This window comes from Mycobacterium sp. 2YAF39, assembly GCF_052114565.1.
Taxonomy (GTDB): domain Bacteria; phylum Actinomycetota; class Actinomycetes; order Mycobacteriales; family Mycobacteriaceae; genus Mycobacterium.
In genome coordinates this window covers 1-17,061 of sequence record NZ_JBFREZ010000002.1, presented here as the reverse complement: position 1 = coordinate 17,061, position 17,061 = coordinate 1, and the positions used below count along the sequence as shown (strand labels likewise).

Annotated in this window: 16 protein-coding genes; 12 read left to right on the top strand and 4 right to left on the bottom strand. The window is 68.0% G+C overall.

Translation table 11 applies throughout. The features are described 5' to 3' along the window. Nucleotides 1–11: 11 nt before the first annotated feature. Together mtr and AB4Z42_RS05535 are read right to left on the bottom strand one after the other, a co-directional pair. A complete protein-coding gene (gene mtr / locus AB4Z42_RS05540) occupies nucleotides 12–1,427 on the bottom strand; it encodes a mycothione reductase (RefSeq protein ID WP_442008149.1) in 1,416 nt (471 codons plus the stop codon). 4 nt (nucleotides 1,428–1,431) lie between these two features. Continuing rightward, on the bottom strand, nucleotides 1,432–2,445 hold the full coding sequence (locus AB4Z42_RS05535; protein ID WP_442008148.1) for an alpha/beta hydrolase: 1,014 nt from the start codon (nucleotides 2,443–2,445) through the stop codon (nucleotides 1,432–1,434). Between the two features lie 153 nt (nucleotides 2,446–2,598). Between AB4Z42_RS05535 and AB4Z42_RS05530 the strand changes: the two genes are divergently transcribed. The 8 genes from AB4Z42_RS05530 (at nucleotide 2,599) to AB4Z42_RS05495 (ending at nucleotide 13,069) form a co-directional block, all read left to right on the top strand. Then, nucleotides 2,599–3,045 (top strand): GNAT family N-acetyltransferase, encoded by a 447-nt coding sequence (locus AB4Z42_RS05530; RefSeq protein ID WP_442008147.1) that lies wholly within the window; start codon nucleotides 2,599–2,601, stop codon nucleotides 3,043–3,045. Next, entirely contained in the window at nucleotides 3,042–4,865 is a 1,824-nt protein-coding gene (locus tag AB4Z42_RS05525) for a magnesium chelatase subunit D family protein (RefSeq protein WP_442008146.1), read from the top strand. The genes AB4Z42_RS05530 and AB4Z42_RS05525 overlap by 4 nt, the downstream gene beginning before the upstream one ends. Before the next feature lie 14 nt (nucleotides 4,866–4,879). After that, on the top strand, nucleotides 4,880–5,494 hold the full coding sequence (gene cobO / locus AB4Z42_RS05520) for a cob(I)yrinic acid a,c-diamide adenosyltransferase (protein ID WP_442008145.1): 615 nt from the start codon (nucleotides 4,880–4,882) through the stop codon (nucleotides 5,492–5,494). Next, the gene (locus tag AB4Z42_RS05515) at nucleotides 5,491–6,870 is read left to right on the top strand and encodes a cobyrinate a,c-diamide synthase (RefSeq protein ID WP_442008144.1); all 1,380 of its coding nucleotides are present in this window, start codon (nucleotides 5,491–5,493) and stop codon (nucleotides 6,868–6,870) included. The genes cobO and AB4Z42_RS05515 overlap by 4 nt, the downstream gene beginning before the upstream one ends. Nucleotides 6,871–6,879: 9 nt before the next feature. Then, nucleotides 6,880–8,076, top strand: coding sequence for a uroporphyrinogen-III C-methyltransferase (cobA, locus tag AB4Z42_RS05510; protein ID WP_442008143.1), 1,197 nt, complete (start codon nucleotides 6,880–6,882; stop codon nucleotides 8,074–8,076). 33 nt (nucleotides 8,077–8,109) lie between these two features. Continuing rightward, the gene (locus AB4Z42_RS05505; protein WP_442008142.1) at nucleotides 8,110–9,690 is read left to right on the top strand and encodes an MFS transporter; all 1,581 of its coding nucleotides are present in this window, start codon (nucleotides 8,110–8,112) and stop codon (nucleotides 9,688–9,690) included. Nucleotides 9,691–9,780: 90 nt separating this feature from the next. After that, nucleotides 9,781–11,283, top strand: coding sequence for an MFS transporter (locus tag AB4Z42_RS05500; RefSeq protein WP_442008141.1), 1,503 nt, complete (start codon nucleotides 9,781–9,783; stop codon nucleotides 11,281–11,283). A 43-nt stretch (nucleotides 11,284–11,326) separates the two neighbouring features. Then, a complete protein-coding gene (locus AB4Z42_RS05495) occupies nucleotides 11,327–13,069 on the top strand; it encodes a proline--tRNA ligase (protein ID WP_442008140.1) in 1,743 nt (580 codons plus the stop codon). A gap of 2 nt (nucleotides 13,070–13,071) precedes the next feature. On the opposite strand, the gene AB4Z42_RS05490 is transcribed toward AB4Z42_RS05495, so the two are convergent. Together AB4Z42_RS05490 and AB4Z42_RS05485 are read right to left on the bottom strand one after the other, a co-directional pair. After that, complete coding sequence (locus AB4Z42_RS05490; RefSeq protein WP_442008139.1) at nucleotides 13,072–13,587, bottom strand: ferritin-like domain-containing protein; 516 nt, start codon at nucleotides 13,585–13,587, stop codon at nucleotides 13,072–13,074. Then, complete coding sequence (locus tag AB4Z42_RS05485; RefSeq protein WP_442008837.1) at nucleotides 13,584–14,096, bottom strand: hypothetical protein; 513 nt, start codon at nucleotides 14,094–14,096, stop codon at nucleotides 13,584–13,586. The genes AB4Z42_RS05490 and AB4Z42_RS05485 overlap by 4 nt, the downstream gene beginning before the upstream one ends. 158 nt (nucleotides 14,097–14,254) lie before the next feature. On the opposite strand from AB4Z42_RS05485, the gene rimP reads away from it, so the two are divergent. The 4 genes from rimP to AB4Z42_RS05465 all read left to right on the top strand — a co-directional run. After that, entirely contained in the window at nucleotides 14,255–14,794 is a 540-nt protein-coding gene (rimP, locus tag AB4Z42_RS05480; RefSeq protein ID WP_442008138.1) for a ribosome maturation factor RimP, read from the top strand. Next, a complete protein-coding gene (nusA, locus tag AB4Z42_RS05475) occupies nucleotides 14,791–15,792 on the top strand; it encodes a transcription termination factor NusA (protein ID WP_442008137.1) in 1,002 nt (333 codons plus the stop codon). The genes rimP and nusA overlap by 4 nt, the downstream gene beginning before the upstream one ends. 74 nt (nucleotides 15,793–15,866) lie before the next feature. Continuing rightward, nucleotides 15,867–16,193 carry a YlxR family protein gene (locus tag AB4Z42_RS05470; RefSeq protein ID WP_442008136.1) on the top strand — a complete coding sequence of 109 codons (327 nt, stop codon included), beginning with the start codon at nucleotides 15,867–15,869 and terminating at the stop codon, nucleotides 16,191–16,193. A 133-nt stretch (nucleotides 16,194–16,326) separates the two neighbouring features. Continuing rightward, nucleotides 16,327–17,061, top strand: a 735-nt coding sequence (locus tag AB4Z42_RS05465) for a translation initiation factor IF-2 N-terminal domain-containing protein (protein ID WP_442008135.1), incomplete at its 3' end; no start/stop codon positions are given.

Genomic DNA, 17,061 nt, shown 5'->3' with positions numbered 1-17,061 from the left:
CGCCTGCTTCGTCAGTGCCTCTTTGATGGGGGCCATGGCGGTTCGCCGCACAGCGCCAGCAGCGCGTTCTCGATCACCTCGGGCAACGCCGGGTGAATCCAGTACTGACCACGCGCCATGTCCTGCGCCGGCAGATCGAAGTTCATCGCCTGGATCAACGGCTGAATCAGCGATGACGCCTGGTGGCCCATGATGTGCGCACCGAGAATCAGGCCGCTGTCGTCGTCGACGATGATCTTCGCGATCCCCGTCGTGTCCTCCATCGCCCAGCCGTAGGCGACGTCGCCGAAGTCCTGAATCTTGACCCGGATCCTCAGACCCTTTGCCCTAGCCTCATTTTCGGTCAGGCCGACGCTGGCGATCTGAGGGTCGGTGAAGACCGCCGACGGCACGTTGCGATGGTCGGACGGCATGAGTGAGTCGGTGTCATCCCAGTCCTGCAGGAGATTGTGCTTGACGCGGCGCGCCTCGTGGTTGGCCACATGTTTGAGCTGGTAGTCCGACGACACATCCCCGAGAGCGAACACGCCGCGGGCGGTGGTGCGCTGGAACTCGTCGACGACGATCTGGCCGTTGGCATTGACCTTGACCCCGGCGTTCTCGGCATCGAGCAGGTCGCCATTGGGACGGCGACCTGTCGCCACCAGCAGCATGTCGCCGCGCACCTTCGAACCGTCCTCGCACGTGATCTCGATGCAGTCACCGTCCGGCCGCGCATCGGCGAGCTCGTGGTGGTTGTGGATCTCCCACTTCCTGGAGGCGATGTCGGTGAAGCGCATCGCGATGTCGTCGTCGTGGCCGCGCAACAGTGTGCTGCTGCGGATCATCAACGTCACGTGGCTGCCGAGCGCGGAGAAGATATGGGCGAACTCGCACGCGATGAAGCCACCGCCCACGATGATCAGCCGCTCGGGCACGTCCGCGACTCGCATGATGGTGTCGCTGGTGTGGTACGGCACACCGCATTCGGCGACCGCGTCCGGCACCACGGCACGTGAGCCCGCGGCGATTACCACCTGATCGGCGGTGAACTCGTCACCGTCGTCGGTGCGCAGCGCATAGCGGCCGTCGGGCCGTGTCGGTGCGAATCGGGTGTGGCTGGCGAACACCTGGACATTGGGCGACGAGCGCCGGTAGTTCTCGCCACCCATCGCGATCGGATCGATGCGGCCGAACACCCGCGAGACGATGTCGGGCCACCGGACCTCGTCGATGCGCGCGTCGACACCGTATCGCGATGACTCCCTTGCGCTTTGGGCGACTTCCGCGGCGTAGACGAACATCTTGGTCGGTATGCAGCCCACGTTGAGGCACGTACCGCCGAACACTCCCTGTTCGCAGATCGCCACCTTCTTGTCGGCATAGCGTTCGTCGAGGATGGAGTTTCCGGATCCGGTACCGACGACCGCGATGTCGAAGTGCGTCAAAGTGTCACCCTCGTTCGGATTGGCTTGCCTGATCAGCGGTTTCGGCGACGTACCAGTCGAGCCAGCGGTCCAGCTCGCGGTACACCACCCGCCGTGATTCGGGTACGGACAGGAACACGTCGTGCTTGGCGTCGGTGATCGGCACTACCGTCGTGCGGTTACCGATGCAGCCGGCCCAGCGCGCGATCTGGTTCACGTCGAGTACCGCGTCGCCGCGCTGAATGATGTCAGGGTCGACGACCTCGCGCACACTGCGGTCGGATCGCAGGACCAGGTTCGGCACACCGACATCCAGCCCGCGGTGCAGTTTGGCGTGCCCACGCCGGATGGCGTGAATCCAACCGAAAGTGACCGGAAATCCTCCGATCGGCTTCCATTGGAGGTCGTAGTCGAACTCGCCGCCGTAGTCACGGTGCAGCGTCGCACCGTAGCCACCTTCGGCGGTCGGCGGGCGCACCACCGACTTCTTGCGCACCCGCGACAACGCCGCGATCGCCGCGGCCGTCGGCGCGGTCCGCAGGATCGCCGGCCCCTGCAGGTCCAGCCACGGGCTGTTGAGCAGCAGGCCGGTGACACGCCTGCGTTGCGTCATCCCTTGCTTGCGCAGCCGATCCAGCCACAGTGTGACGATGAGCCCGCCCGCCGAGTGCCCGTATATGAGCACGTCGGTCGGCATCTCCGCCGCGATCACGTCGAGCGCGAGTCCCAGCTCGCCGTCGTAGCGGGCCAAATCGGTGGTGAAGTGTGGGGTCTGGCCGTCGCGCCAGGACCGTCCGCACTTGTGGAGGTCCAGCGCATAGAACGCGAACCCGCGGGCGGCGAAATGGTCGGCCAGCTCGGTATGGAAGAAGTAGTCGGTGAAGCCGTGCACCGCCAGCACGGCGCGTTTCGCACCGGGATCAGGCTCGCCGCGGCGCACCAGCGTGGCGAAGAGATCGCCTTCGCCGGCAGGATCTCCTCCGAGCGCGAATGTCTGCTGCCAGTAACCAGGCAGCACATCAGGCTCCCAGCCAGTCACACAGCCACCTTATCGCCGGGCCATGTCCGACCTGCGCGGACGGGGGCCCGTCCGCGCGGGATAACCTGTGACGCATATGCAAAAGCGACCGCTGACGACCCCGGTGTCCGGCAACCGATATGCGTCCTGGCTGCCGGGGGCGGTGGCCGCAGAATGATGGTCGCGCTCCGCCGCAGCTGGGCCAAGGACCTGGACGCCGCCACCTTGTATGAGCTGCTCAAGTTGCGTGTCGAGGTGTTCGTCGTCGAGCAGGCCACGCCGTATCCGGAACTCGACGGCCGGGATCTGCTCACCGAGACCCGCCACTTCTGGCTCGAGGGCCCCGACGGAGAAGTCATCTGCACCCTGCGCTTGATGGAAGAGCATCCGGGCGGCCAAAAGACTTTCCGCATCGGCCGGGTCTGCACGAAGCGCGAGGCGCGCGGTCAGGGCCACACCACCCGGCTTCTGCAGGCGGCGCTCGCCGAGGTCGGCGATTACCCGTGCCACATCAACGCACAGACCTATCTCGAGGAGATGTACGCCCATCACGGATTCGTCCGTGACGGCGACGAGTTCCTCGACGACGGCATTCCGCATGTCCCCATGGTCAAGTCATGACGGTCTACCCCTTCAGCGCGATCGTCGGCCACGACCGCCTCCGCCTTGCGCTGCTGCTGTGTGCGGTGCGCCCGGAGATCGGCGGCGTGTTGATCCGCGGGGAGAAGGGCACGGCGAAGTCGACCGCGGTGCGCGGCCTGGCCGAGGTGTTGTCCGCAGTGGACGGCGCCGCGCTGGTCGAGTTGCCGATCGGTGCGACTGAGGACCGCGTCGTCGGTTCACTGGACCTGCAGAAGGTGCTGCGCGACGGCGAGCACGCGTTCTCGCCCGGCCTGCTGGCCCGCGCGCACGGCGGCGTGCTCTATGTCGACGAGGTCAATCTGTTGCACGACCACCTTGTCGATGTGCTGCTCGACGCCGCCGCGATGGGCCGGGTGCACGTCGAACGGGACGGGGTTTCGCACAGCCACGATGCGCGTTTCGTTCTCGTCGGGACGATGAATCCCGAAGAGGGCGAACTGCGTCCGCAGTTGCTCGACCGGTTCGGGTTGACGGTCGACGTGCACGCCTCCCGCGATGTCGACGTGCGTGTGGAGGTCGTCCGGCAGCGGATGGCGTTCGAGGCCGACCCGGCCGCATTCGCCGAACGCTTCGCCGCCGCCGACGCCGAACTCGTCGGCCGCATCACGGCGGCACGCGAGGCGGTGAGCTCGGTGAGCTTGCCGGACAGCGAGTTACGGCGCATCGCCGCACTCTGCGCAGCCTTCGACGTCGACGGGATGCGCGCCGATCTGGTGGTCGCCAGGACGGCGGTCGCGCACGCCGCGTGGCGCGGCGTGGACACGGTCGCCGAAGAGGACATCCGGATTGCGGCCGAACTCGCGTTGCCGCACCGGCGCCGCCGCGACCCGTTCGACGATCCCGGCCTCGACCCCGATCAGCTCGACGAGGCGATGCAGCAGGCGGGGGAGTCCGCCGATCACGAACCGGAGCCCGACCCGCCGGGCGGCGGCGAATCGCCGCCCAGCGAGTCGTCCGATAATTCTGCGCCGCAGCGTAATTCAGGCTCGGCCACCCGCCCCAGCGCGCCGCCGTCGGCGGCTTTCCGGACGCGGGCACTCGTCGTTCCCGGCGTCGGCGAGGGGGCGCCAGGCCGCAGATCGCGAGCGCGTAACCGCACCGGAACCGTCATCTCCTCGACCACGCATGACACCGAGGGGCACGGGCTGCACGTGTTCGGGACGCTGCTGGCCGCCGCGGGACACCAGCGGGTGCCGGGCCGGCCCCGACCGACACCCGACGACGTGCGCCTTGCGGTTCGCGAAGGCCGCGAAGGCAATCTGGTGATCTTCGTGGTCGACGCATCGGGGTCGATGGCGGCGCGCGACCGGATGTCCGCGGTGAGCGGGGCGGCGCTTTCGCTGCTGCGCGATGCGTACCAGCGACGCGACAAGGTCGCGGTGATCACGTTCCGTCAATCCGATGCCCGGCTGCTGCTGCCGCCGACCTCGTCGGTGCACATCGCCGGTCGCCGGCTGGCCCGCTTCGACACGGGAGGCAAAACCCCACTGGCCCAAGGCCTGCTGGCTGCGCGCGACGTGGTGGTCCGGGAGAAGGCGCGGGACCGCGCACGCCGCAGCCTGGTGGTGGTGCTCACCGATGGTCGCGCGACCGGTGGTCCGGATCCGCTGGGGCGCACTCGTGAGGCAGCCGCCCGGCTGGTGGCCGAGGGGGCGGCCTCAGTGGTGATTGACTGCGAGACGTCTTATGTGCGACTGGGTTTGGCAGAACAGCTGGCCGGACACCTGGGTGCGCCCACGGTGCGACTGGCGCAGCTGCGTGCCGACAACCTCACCGATGTGGTGCGCACCGCCGCCTGACGGTGGGGTTACGTATGCCGCAAGGACAACCGGCCACCGTCCCCGACGACGGGCTGACCACGCGAGTGCGTCGCAACGCCCCGCTGCTCGCGGTGCACACCGGGGCAGGCAAGGGTAAGTCGACCGCCGCGTTCGGGATGGCGTTGCGCGCGTGGAATCAGGGCTTCTCCGTCGCGGTGTTCCAGTTCGTCAAGAGCGCCAAATGGAAGGTCGGCGAGGAGGCCGCGTTCGGTGCACTGGGCCGGTTACACGACGAACACGGAATCGGCGGCGCCGTCGAATGGCACAAGATGGGCGCGGGCTGGTCGTGGTCGCGTAAGCACGGCAACGACGACGATCATGCCGCCGCCGCGGCGGACGGCTGGGCGGAGATCACCCGTCGGTTGGCCGACGAGCGTCACGACTTCTACGTGCTCGACGAGTTCACGTATCCCCTGAAGTGGGGCTGGGTGGACGTCGACGAGGTGGTCGACGTGTTGACGGGACGGCCAGGCACCCAGCACGTCGTCATCACCGGCCGTGACGCACCACAAGCGCTGCTGGACGCCGCCGACCTGGTCACCGAGATGACCAAGGTCAAACACCCGATGGATGCCGGCCGCAAGGGCCAGAAGGGCATCGAGTGGTGAGTACGCCGGCCGTCGTGATCGCCGCGCCGACATCAGGTGGCGGAAAGACCACTGTGGCAACGGGTTTGATGGGAGCCCTGCGGCGAGCGGGCCGTACCGTGGCGCCCTTCAAGGTCGGGCCGGACTTCATCGACCCCGGGTACCACGCGCTGGCCGCGCAGCGGCCGGGCCGCAACCTCGACCCCGTGCTCGTGGGCGAAGCGCTGGTCGGCCCGCTGTACCGGCATGGCAGCGCGGGCGCGGACATCGCGGTCATCGAGGGCGTGATGGGGCTGTTCGACGGCCGCATCGCCGACGGCTTCACCGGCATTGCAGAAGGATCCACCGCGCACGTGGCCGCCCTGCTCGGCGTGCCGGTGATCCTGGTGATCGACGGACGCGGCCAGAGTCACAGCGCCGCTGCGCTGCTGCACGGCTTCTCGACGTTCGACCCGCGGATCCGGATCGCCGGCGCCATCCTCAACCGCGTCGGCTCGCCGCGCCACGAGGAGGTGCTGCGGCAGGCCTGTGAACATGCAGGCACGCCGGTTCTCGGCGTCATTCCGCGAGTCGACCAGTTATCCGTTCCGTCAAGGCATCTCGGCCTGATCACCGCCGTCGAGCATGGCCAACAGGCGCGCATCGCGGTGGAGGCGATGACCGAACAGGTCGGCCGCCGCGTCGACCTTGCCGGGATCGCCGCGGTCGCGGCCAGCCGCGTCGCCGGCGAGGCCTGGGACCCGTCCGTGGCGCGTCCCGTCGGCGACGGCGTGACGGTGGCACTCGCGGCGGGTAAGGCCTTCAGCTTCGGCTACGCGGAACATCGCGAGCTGCTGCGTGCGGCGGGAGCCGAGGTGGTGGAGTTCGACCCGTTGGCCGAACCGCTGCCGCCGCACACCGCCGCGCTGGTGTTGCCCGGGGGGTTCCCCGAACAGTTCAGTACCGAACTGTCCGGCAATGAACTTGCGCGACAGCAGATCAAAGACCTCGCCGCAACCGGTGCACCCGTGCACGCCGAATGCGCCGGCCTGACCTACCTGGCCGACGAGCTCGATGGGTATCCGATGTGCGGCGTGCTGTCAGGGTCGGCACATTTCACCGACCGCCTGACGCTTGGCTACCGCAACGCGGTGGCGGTGACCGAATCGTCGCTGTACGCCGTGGGCGACCGTGCCGTCGGCCACGAGTTCCACCGCACCGCAGTCACATTCCATGACAGCTATTCGCCGGCCTGGGTGTACAACGGCCGCGGTGTCGACGCGGTGCGGGACGGTGCGGTCGACGCCGGAGTGCACGCGAGCTATCTGCACACCCATCCGGCCGCGCATCCACATGCGATCGCCCGCTTCGTCGCCGCGGCCCAGCCGCGCTTCAGTTCCAGTGGCCGCAACCTCTAAGCTCGCCGGGTGAGCGAGAACGCCTACCTCGTCGGCCTGCGCCTCAACGGCAGGAAGGTCGTCGTCGTCGGTGGTGGCACCGTTGCACAGCGACGGCTGCCGCTGCTGGTGGCCAATGGCGCCGATGTTCACGTCATTTCCCGCAGCGCCACCCCGGCCGTCGAGGCGATGGACGGAATCACATTGGAGCTCAGAGAGTTTCGTGACGGGGACCTCGAAGACGCCTGGTACGCGATCGCGGCCACCGACGATCCGGATGTCAACGCCGCCGTTGTCGCCGAGGCCGAGCGGCGTCACATCTTCTGTGTGCGCGCCGACGTGGCGCGCGAGGGCACCGCGGTGACGCCCGCCTCGTTCGAGTACGAGGGCCTGTCCGTCGGCGTGCTGGCCGGCGGGGATCACCGTCGGTCGGCGGCGATCCGGTCGGCGATCCACGAGGCTCTTCAGCAGGGACTCATCGCGGCGGGGACCCCCGGCGTACTGCCCGGCGGGGTGGCGCTGGTCGGCGGTGGGCCCGGCGACCCGGAACTGATCACGGTGCGCGGGCGGCGCCTGCTCGCCCATGCCGACGTCGTCGTGGCCGACCGTCTGGCACCACCGGAACTGCTCGCCGAACTGCCGCCCCACGTCGAGGTCATCGACGCCGCGAAGATCCCGTACGGACGGGCGATGGCTCAGGACGCGATCAATGAGGTGCTCATCGACCGCGCCAGGGCCGGCAAGTTCGTCGTCCGGCTCAAGGGCGGTGATCCCTTCGTCTTCGCGCGGGGCTACGAAGAGGTGATCGCGTGCGCGGATGCCGGGATTCCTGTCACAGTTGTGCCGGGTGTGACCAGTGCCATAGCGGTTCCTGCACTTGCGGGTGTTCCGGTCACTCATCGACATGTCACGCACGAGTTCGTGGTGGTCAGCGGCCACGTTGCGCCCGGCCATCCGGAATCGTTAGTGAATTGGGATGCACTGGCGGCGATGAGCGGCACGATCGTGTTGCTGATGGCCGTCGAACGCATCGAGCAGTTCGCCGAGAAATTGTTGGACGGGGGCCGACCTGCGGATACGCCGGTGCTGGTGGTCCAGCACGGCACGACGTCGGCCCAGCGGACATTGCGAGCCACTCTCACCGACGCTCCCGAGCGCATCCGGGAAGAGGGCATTCGACCCCCGGCGATCATCGTGATCGGCCCCGTTGCGGCTTTCGGCAGTTAAAGGGTTCTTAAGATTACTGTAAGGTAACCCGTTATGACGGCTCTCAATGACGCAGAGCGAGCAGCCATGTACCGCGACGCCGAGGGCGGGGCAAATCGGTCGCTACCTCTACACGTGGGCAACTCCGTGAAGGGGCGAACCGGCAGCTACCCGGCTTGGCTGCCGTCGCGACGCTTCATCGCGGCGGTGATCGCAATCGGCGGCATGCAGCTGCTCGCGACCATGGACAGCACCGTCGCGATCGTCGCGCTTCCTAAGATTCAGGACGAGCTGAGCCTCTCCGATGCCGGTCGCAGCTGGGTCATCACCGCATACGTTCTGACCTTCGGCGGGCTGATGCTGCTGGGCGGCCGCCTCGGCGACGTGATCGGGCGCAAGCGCACCTTCATCGTCGGTGTCGCGCTGTTCACCATCGCCTCGGTGCTGTGCGGTCTCGCCTGGAACGAAGCGACGCTGGTCACGGCGCGGCTGCTGCAGGGCGTCGGCGCGGCAATCGCCTCACCGACCGCTCTGGCACTGATCGCGACCACGTTCCCGAAGGGACCTGCACGCAACGCCGCGACCGCGATCTTTGCGGCGATGACGGGCATCGGATCCGTCATGGGCCTGATCGTCGGCGGCGCGTTGACCGAGGTGTCGTGGCGCTGGGCGTTCCTGATCAACATCCCGATCGGGTTGCTGATGATCCGCCTGGCCCGCAGGACGCTGCGCGAGACCCACCGCGAGCGGCTGAAGCTCGACGCCGCCGGTGCGTTGCTGGCCACGCTGGGCTGCACGGCCGCGGTGTTCGCGTTCTCGATGGGCCCCGAGCAGGGCTGGATCTCGCCGGTGACGGTCGGGTCGGGCCTGGCGGCGTGTGCGTTCCTGCTGGCCTTCGTCTATGTCGAGCGCACCGCAGAGAATCCTGTGATGCCGCTGGTGCTGTTCAAGGACCGCAACCGGGTCGCCACGTTCGCTGCGGTGTTCCTGGCCGGCGGTGTGATGTTCACGCTGACCGTGCTGATCGGGCTCTACGTCCAGGACATCATGGGCTACAGCGCTTTACGTGCGGGCGTCGGCTTCATTCCGTTCGTGATCGCACTCGGCGTCGGGCTGGGTGTGTCATCGGCGCTGGTGTCCAAGTTCCCGCCGCGCGTGCTGGTGATCGCGGGCGGTGTGCTCGTGCTGTCCGCGATGATCTACGGCTCGACGCTCAACGGCGGCATCCCGTACTTCCCGAACCTGGTCCTCCCGATCACCGTCGGTGGTTTCGGAATCGGCATGATCGTCGTCCCGCTGACCGTGTCGGCCATCGCCGGTGTGGGATTCGATCAGATCGGCCCGGTGTCAGCCATCGCGCTGATGCTGCAGAACCTCGGCGGCCCGGTCGTGCTGGCCGTGATCCAGGCGGTCATCACGTCGCGCACGCTGTACCTGGGCGGCACCAACGGGCCGGTCAAGGACATGAACGACGCCCAATTGCACGCCCTGGATCAGGGCTACACCTACGGTCTGCTGTGGGTGGCCGCGGTTGCGGTGCTCGTCGGCGTCGTCGCACTGTTCATCGGCTACACCGCCGCGCAGGTCGCGCATGCCCAGGAAGTCAAGGAAGCGATCGACCAGGGCGAGCTCTAGCTCGACATCCTCTTGCGATTTCGGCGTGATTAGTCACGCTCAGCGGGACCGTCCACGCCGAAATCCCCGCGCTCGGTAGGCTGGCAAGCCATGTCTGCGGTGGGTGGTTCCTCAGGGTCGGACCGGGCCACCACACCCCTGTCGTCGTCGGTGCTCGGCATCGCGATCATCGCGATCACCGGCATGCAGCTGATGTCGACGCTCGACGGCACCATCGTGATCGTCGCGCTGCCGCGGATGCAGGCCGACCTGGGGCTTACCGATGCGGCCAAGAGCTGGGTCATCACCGCGTATGTGCTCGCCTTCGGCGGGTTGCTGCTACTCGGCGGGCGTATCGGCGACGCCATCGGCCACAAACGCGCATTCTTGTCCGGTGTCGGCGTGTTCACGATCGCGTCGCTGGTGTGCGGGTTGGCCACCGACGGCGTCACGCTGATCGTCGCGCGCGCCGTGCAGGGCACGGGCGCCGCGATCGCCGCGCCGACAGGCCTGGCGCTCATCGCGACGACGTACGCGGTCGGACATGCCCGCAACCGCGCCATGGCGGTGTCGGCGGCGATGCAGGGCATCGGGTCGGTCCTGGGCCTCGTGCTGGGCGGCGCGTTGACCGTCATCTCGTGGCGGCTGGCCTTCCTCATCAACATCCCGATCGGCATCGCGATCATCACCGTCGCCGTCCTCAAGATCAGCGAGACCCATCACGAACGGCTGAAGCTCGATGTCACGGGCGCCATCCTGGCCACGCTGGGCTGTACCTCGGCGGTGCTCGTGTTCACACAGGGCCCGCCGCGAGGCTGGATCGACCCCTGGGTGATTGGTGCCGGAATCGCATCGGCGATCTTCTTCATCGCCTTCCTGATCGTCGAACGCACCGCCGCCCACCCGATCGTGCCGTTCTCGGTGTTCGACAACCGGAACAGGGTGATGACGTTCATCTCGCTGTTCCTGGCCGGCGGCGTGATGCTGACGCTGACGGTGATGATCGGGCTTCTCGTGCAGGACGTGCTCGGCTACTCGGCGCTGAGGGCGGGCATCTGCTTCGTGCCGTTCGCCATCGCGTTCGGCATCGGCAGCATCGTGGCGGCGAAACTCGCCCCGCACGTGGCACCACGCTGGCTGCTCATCGGCTCCGGGCTGTTCGTCGTCGGTGCGATGCTCTTCGGTTCGACGCTCACGCGCGACATCCCGTACTTCCCTGATCTGTTCGGGCCCATCGTCGTTGGCGGCTTCGGCATCGGGTCGATCGCGGTCATCCTGCCGTTGTGTGCGGTCGCTGAAGTCGGGCCGCGCGAGATCGGTCCCGTCTCGTCGATCACGCTGATGGTGCAGAACCTCGGCGGCCCCGTGGTGCTGGTCGTGATCCAGGCCGTGCAGACGTCGCGCACGCTCTACCTCGGCGGTACGACGGGTCCGGTCAAGGACATGACTCCCGCTCAACTCGACGCGCTGGGCTTCGGATACACCTACTCGTTGCTCTGGGTCGCGGGCGTGGCGGTGATCGTCGGCGTCACGGCGTTCTGGATCGGTTTCTCGGCGCGCCAGATCGCGGCCGCACAGCACACCCGCGAGGCCGTGGAGGCCGGCGAGCTTTAATGCAGGCGAGATCTGACGAACCCGATCAGTAAGGTTGTCGGCTGTGATCACCCGCATGTCCGAGCTGTTCCTGCGCACGTTGCGTGACGACCCCGCCGACGCCGAGGTGCCCAGCCACAAGCTGTTGGTCCGCGCCGGCTACGTCCGGCCGATCGGCCCCGGGCTGTACAGCTGGCTACCGCTGGGCCTGCGGGTGCTGCGCAAGATCGAGGCGGTGGTTCGCCGAGAGATGACCGCCATCGGCGGGCAGGAGATCCTGTTTCCCGCGCTGCTGCCGAGGGCGCCGTACGAAACCACGAACCGGTGGACCGAATACGGCGACAGTGTCTTCCGGCTACAGGACCGGCGCCGCAACGACTACATGCTGGGGCCGACCCACGAAGAGTTCTTCACCTTGACGGTGAAGGGGGAGTGCAGCAGCTATAAGGACTTCCCGGTGCGGCTGTACCAGATCCAGACCAAGTACCGCGACGAGGCGCGGCCGCGGGCAGGCATCCTGCGCGGCCGCGAGTTCGTCATGAAGGACTCGTACTCCTTCGACGTGGACGACGCCGGGCTCGACGCCGCCTACCACGCCCACCGCAGCGCCTATCAGCGGATGTTCGACACGCTGGGCATCGACTACGTCATCGTCTCCGCGGTGTCCGGGGCGATGGGCGGCAGCGCGTCGGAGGAGTTCCTCGCCGAAAGCGAGATCGGCGAAGACACGTTCGTGCGCTGCCTGGAATCCGGCTACGCCGCCAACGTCGAGGCGGTCGTGACGGCTGTGCCCGAGCCGCTACCGATCGAAGGGCAGCCCGAGCCGACGGTGTACGACACCCCCGGCACACCCACGATCGCGACGCTCGTCGAGTGGGCCAACTCGGTGCTCGACCGTGAGGTGACCGCCGCGGACACGCTCAAGAACGTGATGCTGAAGACCCGCATACCCGGCGGCGAGTGGGAGCTGCTGGCCGTCGGCGTGCCTGGCGATCGCGAAGTCGACGACAAGCGGCTGGGTGCGGCGCTCGAACCGGCCGAATACGCGTTGCTCGACGACGCCGATTTCGCCAAGCACCCGTTCCTGACCAAGGGCTACATCGGTCCGAAAGCGTTGCTGGCCAACAAGGTTCGGTTCCTCGTCGATCCCCGGGTGGTCGACGGCACGTCGTGGATCACCGGAGCCGACGAGCCGGGTAAGCATGTCGTCGGCCTTGTCGCAGGACGAGATTTTGTCGCCGACGGAACGATCGAGGCGGCCAACGTGCGCGACGGCGATCCGTCGCCGGACGGCGCGGGCCCGCTGGTGTCGGCGCGCGGAATCGAGATCGGTCACATCTTCCAGCTGGGCCGCAAGTACACCGACGCCTTCGATGTCAACGTGCTCGGCGAGGACGGCAAGCCGGTGCGGCCGACCATGGGGTCCTACGGCGTCGGGGTGTCCCGGCTGGTCGCGGTGATCGCCGAACAGCACCACGACGAGCTCGGCCTGCGCTGGCCGTCGTCGGTGTCGCCGTTCGACGTGCACGTCGTGATCGCAAACAAGGATGACGCCGCCCGCGACGGCGCCACCGAGTTGGCCGCGGAGTTGGACCGGCGACGTCTGGAAGTGTTGCTCGACGACCGCAAGGCCTCACCGGGGATCAAGTTCAAGGACGCCGAGCTGCTCGGCGTGCCATGGATCGTGGTGGTCGGGCGCGGCTGGGCCGACGGCGTGGTCGAGTTGCGCAACCGCGTCACTGGCGAAACCCGCGAAGTGCCCGTCGGCAGTGCGGCCGCCGATATCGCGACCGCACTCACCGACTAGGTCTATTCGCTGCCGCCGGGGAAGGCGACCGTGATCGGCGTCGTGCCGAGCACGCGGGTCCACCGCGCCGCGGTGACAGCGCATTCCGACAGCGCACTCACCGCGAATGCGCGCTCCTGCTCGTCGGCGGCCTGCTCGATGACGGCACGCCAGGCGACGGCGGCGTCCTCTTCCATCCGCACCGCGAGGTTCGCCGCATCGGTGGGATTGTCGACCTCGATCGGCAGCTGATACCCCGCAGCGGGCAGTGGCGCCTGCACCGATCGCGCCTGCAGCATCGCCAGGGCCTCCTCGCGCCGTTCACGGTGCTCGGCCATCGACGACGACACCAGGGAGTTCATATCGGGTGTGGAATGCGCCGACACGATCCCGTAGCCGTAGATCGTCGCCTGCGCGGTCGCGATCGCGTCGAACAGCGCGCTGTCGGCGGCGTTCGGCGGCCGGGTGGGGCTGGTCGGTTCGGCGGCGCGCGACGATGTCGTCGTCGTGGGTGAGGGTCCGGGATTAGGAGATGTCATTCCGGCTTCTCCGGCGGAACCAGGGCAACGGTGTACGCCGCGGTGCACGACGCCGCGATCGAGCCAAGTAGGCCCGCCCGGTAACCCGACATCTTGGCGGCAAGGCTTGTCGCGCTGGCGGCCGAGTCGCGCAGCGCGGCAACGACGTCCTGAACGGTCGGGGGCTTGGCGGGCGCGGCCGTGGTGCTGGTGGGGGTGCCACTGGTCGGTGCGTCCGCCCCGCGCATCCTGACCAGTTCGTCGGACAGCGCCTGGGCGTGTGCCGACCGTTCGGACGCGACCTCGGTCAGCGCCTGCGCGGTGTCCCCGCGCGCGGCGGCCGCCGCATCGGTCGCCAGCTGGCTGTCGGTGCGTGCAGCCTCGAGTTGGCCCGCCAGTTCGTCGACCTCCGGCGGCGGTGTCGATGACCCGCATGCGGCGATCGGCGCGCTGAGCAGCGCCAATGCCGCCGCCCCGACGAGCACTCGCCGCCTGGACAGGGTCGGGTTGGGACTCGGCACGTGCAACATCTTGCCATTGCGGCGACCACCCACGGCGGCGGCGCTTTTGCCGATTACGGTGGCGGTGCAGGCGTATCGTTGATAAGCGGTTCACGTGTCTGTTGCTGTGTAGGGTCCGCAGGCACGCCGAACCAGTGTCGGAGACAACTCAAGATGAGGAGCTCGCCGTGACGGAGCGGTCTGCGGGATTACCGTCGCAGGGACAGGTCGTCGAGCTGCTTGACGGTGAGTTCGCGCGCGCGGGCTACGAGATCGAGAGTGTGGTCATCGACGCGACCGCGCGGCCTGCTCGCATCACGGTGGTGGCGGACGGCGACGAAGGCCTCGACCTGGATACGGCCGCGGCCCTGTCCCGCTCGGCATCCGAACTGCTGGACGGCGTCGACGACAGCACGACACCGTATGTCCTCGAGGTCACCTCGCCAGGAGTGGATCGCCCGCTGACCACCGAGAAGCACTTCCGGCGGGCCCGCGGCCGCAAGGTCGAACTCACGCTCTCCGACGGCGCCCAATTAACAGGACGGGTGGGCGAAACCCGAGATGACGCCGTGCGACTGGTGGTGCGCGAGCGCCCGGGCGCCGACCTCAGCATCCGCGAACTACCGCTGGACAGCATCGCCAAAGCGGTTGTCCAGGTTGAGTTCTCACCTCCGAATCGACGTGAGCTGGAGCTGGCCGGTCAATCTGAGAAGGAGGCTTCGCAGTGAACATCGACATGGCGGCATTGCATGCCATCGAAGCTGACAAGGGAATCACGGTCGACGTCGTCGTCGAAACCATCAAGTCCGCATTGCTGACGGCCTATCGCCACACCGAGGGTCACGAGGCGGACGCGCGCATCGAGATCGACCGTAAGACCGGCGTGGTCCAGGTGCTGGCGCGCGAAACCGACGAGGACGGCAACGTCATCTCCGAATGGGACGACACGCCAGAGGGTTTCGGCCGCATCGCCGCGACCACCGCGCGTCAGGTGATCCTGCAGCGGCTGCGCGATGCCGAGAACGAGAAGAACTACGGTGAGTTCTCGGCTCGTGAAGGTGACATCGTCGGCGGTGTCATCCAGCGCGATGCCCGCGCAAACGCGCGCGGTCTGGTCGTCGTCCGGATGGGCAGTGAGACCAAAGGTTCCGAGGGTGTCATCCCGTCGGCCGAACAGGTGCCGGGGGAGCGCTACGAACACGGCGACCGCCTGCGCTGCTACGTCGTCGGCGTCAGCCGTGGCGCCCGCGAGCCACTGATCACGTTGTCACGCACACACCCCAATCTGGTGCGCAAGCTGTTCTCGCTGGAGGTTCCCGAGATCGCCGAAGGGTCGGTGGAGATCGTCGCGGTCGCACGCGAGGCGGGCCACCGTTCGAAGATCGCGGTGACGTCGCGGGTGCCGGGGCTCAACGCCAAGGGCGCCTGCATCGGCCCGATGGGCCAACGCGTGCGCAATGTGATGAGCGAACTGTCCGGCGAGAAGATCGACATCATCGACTTCGATCCCGATCCGGCGAAGTTCGTGGCCAACGCCCTGTCGCCGGCCAAGGTGGTCTCGGTGAACGTCATCGACGAGACCGCCCGCGCTGCACGTGTCGTCGTACCGGACTTCCAGCTGTCGCTCGCGATCGGCAAGGAAGGGCAGAACGCCCGGCTGGCGGCGCGGCTGACGGGCTGGCGCATCGACATCCGCAGCGATGCCGAGGCAGTATCGGCCGGGTGATCGCGGTCCCGGCGCGACTGAGCGCGTGTGGATGGCCATTTCGGTGCAACGACCAGGTGTGGCTAGACTGAACCGTGATCCAGCGCGAGACTTCGGCTGCTGAGGCTCGACCCGCGACAGATGGCCCCAAAGGACCTGTTCGGACGTGCATCGGCTGCCGGAAGCGAGAGCTGGCCGTCGAACTGCTTCGTGTAGTCGCTGTGGACGACGGGAATGGCGGGTGCGCCGTGACCGTTGATTCCGCAGGAAAACTGCCGGGGCGGGGTGCTTGGTTGCATCTCGATCCGCAGTGTCTAGACGCAGCAATCCGGCGGCAAGCATTCGTCCGAGCGCTGCGCATCAAACGTTCACCAGATACCACCGCGGTGGTGGAGCACGTAAGCGCTGCTAGCAGCACTTAAGCGCCTGCCACAGCCGGCAACAGAACAGGTAGCGAAGAACATGAGCACACCGTGAAGTCTCGATGACCATGCGTCATAGCTAACCCGAGGCGCGGCGCCGACCACCGCTGCCGCCTCCTAGACAGGAGTTGTAGTGGCAGGTAAGGCCCGTGTACACGAGTTGGCGAAAGAGCTCGGTGTCACAAGCAAGGAAGTTCTCGCCCGTCTGAGCGATCAGGGCGAATTCGTTAAATCCGCGTCCTCCACTGTGGAGGCTCCGGTTGCGCGCCGCTTGCGCGAATCGTTCGGCGGCAGCAAGCCCGCCGCGGACAAGGTCAAAGCCGAAGGCAACGGTTCTGCGGCACCGGCCAAGCCGGCCGCGAAAGCGCCCGCGAAGCCGGCCGCCCCCAAGCCGGCACCGCCTGCAGAGCCGGCCGCACCCGCGCCACCTCCGGCAGCCGCTGCAGCTGCGGCGCCTGAGGCTCCCGCCGCACCTCCGGCTGAGCCGAGCCCGACTCCCGGCGCGACTCCTGGCCCCCGGCCCGGCCCGGTGCCAGGCGCGCCCAAGCCGGCCGCGCGTGCACCGCGCGTCGGCAACAATCCCTTCTCGTCCCAGCAGCCGGTCGATCGGCCGGCTCCGCGTCCGCAGGCACCCCGACCGGGTGCGCCGCGGCCCGGTGCGCCGCGGCCCGGCATGTCGCCGGGCAACATGCCTCCGCGTCCGGCCGGTGCCCGGCCAGGTCCCGGTGGAGCGGGTCGTCCCGGCGGTCCTCGGCCAGGTCCCGGCGGCGGTGGCCGCGGTCCCGGTGGAGGCGGCGGTCGTCCCGGCGGTCCCGGTGGTGGCGGCGGTGGCGGTAACTACCGCGGCGGTGGCACCGGTGCTGGCGCC

What these genes read in the sequence shown, in the direction of transcription:
- AB4Z42_RS05485 (WP_442008837.1), bottom strand. Translation starts at nt 14,096, where the DNA reads ATGTTGCACGTGCCGAGTCCCAACCCGACCCTGTCCAGGCGGCGAGTG.
- AB4Z42_RS05525 (WP_442008146.1), top strand. Translation starts at nt 3,042, where the DNA reads ATGACGGTCTACCCCTTCAGCGCGATCGTCGGCCACGACCGCCTCCGC.
- AB4Z42_RS05490 (WP_442008139.1), bottom strand. Translation starts at nt 13,587, where the DNA reads ATGACATCTCCTAATCCCGGACCCTCACCCACGACGACGACATCGTCG.
- AB4Z42_RS05505 (WP_442008142.1), top strand. Translation starts at nt 8,110, where the DNA reads ATGACGGCTCTCAATGACGCAGAGCGAGCAGCCATGTACCGCGACGCC.
- AB4Z42_RS05530 (WP_442008147.1), top strand. Translation starts at nt 2,599, where the DNA reads ATGATGGTCGCGCTCCGCCGCAGCTGGGCCAAGGACCTGGACGCCGCC.
- AB4Z42_RS05500 (WP_442008141.1), top strand. Translation starts at nt 9,781, where the DNA reads ATGTCTGCGGTGGGTGGTTCCTCAGGGTCGGACCGGGCCACCACACCC.
- cobO (WP_442008145.1), top strand. Translation starts at nt 4,880, where the DNA reads ATGCCGCAAGGACAACCGGCCACCGTCCCCGACGACGGGCTGACCACG.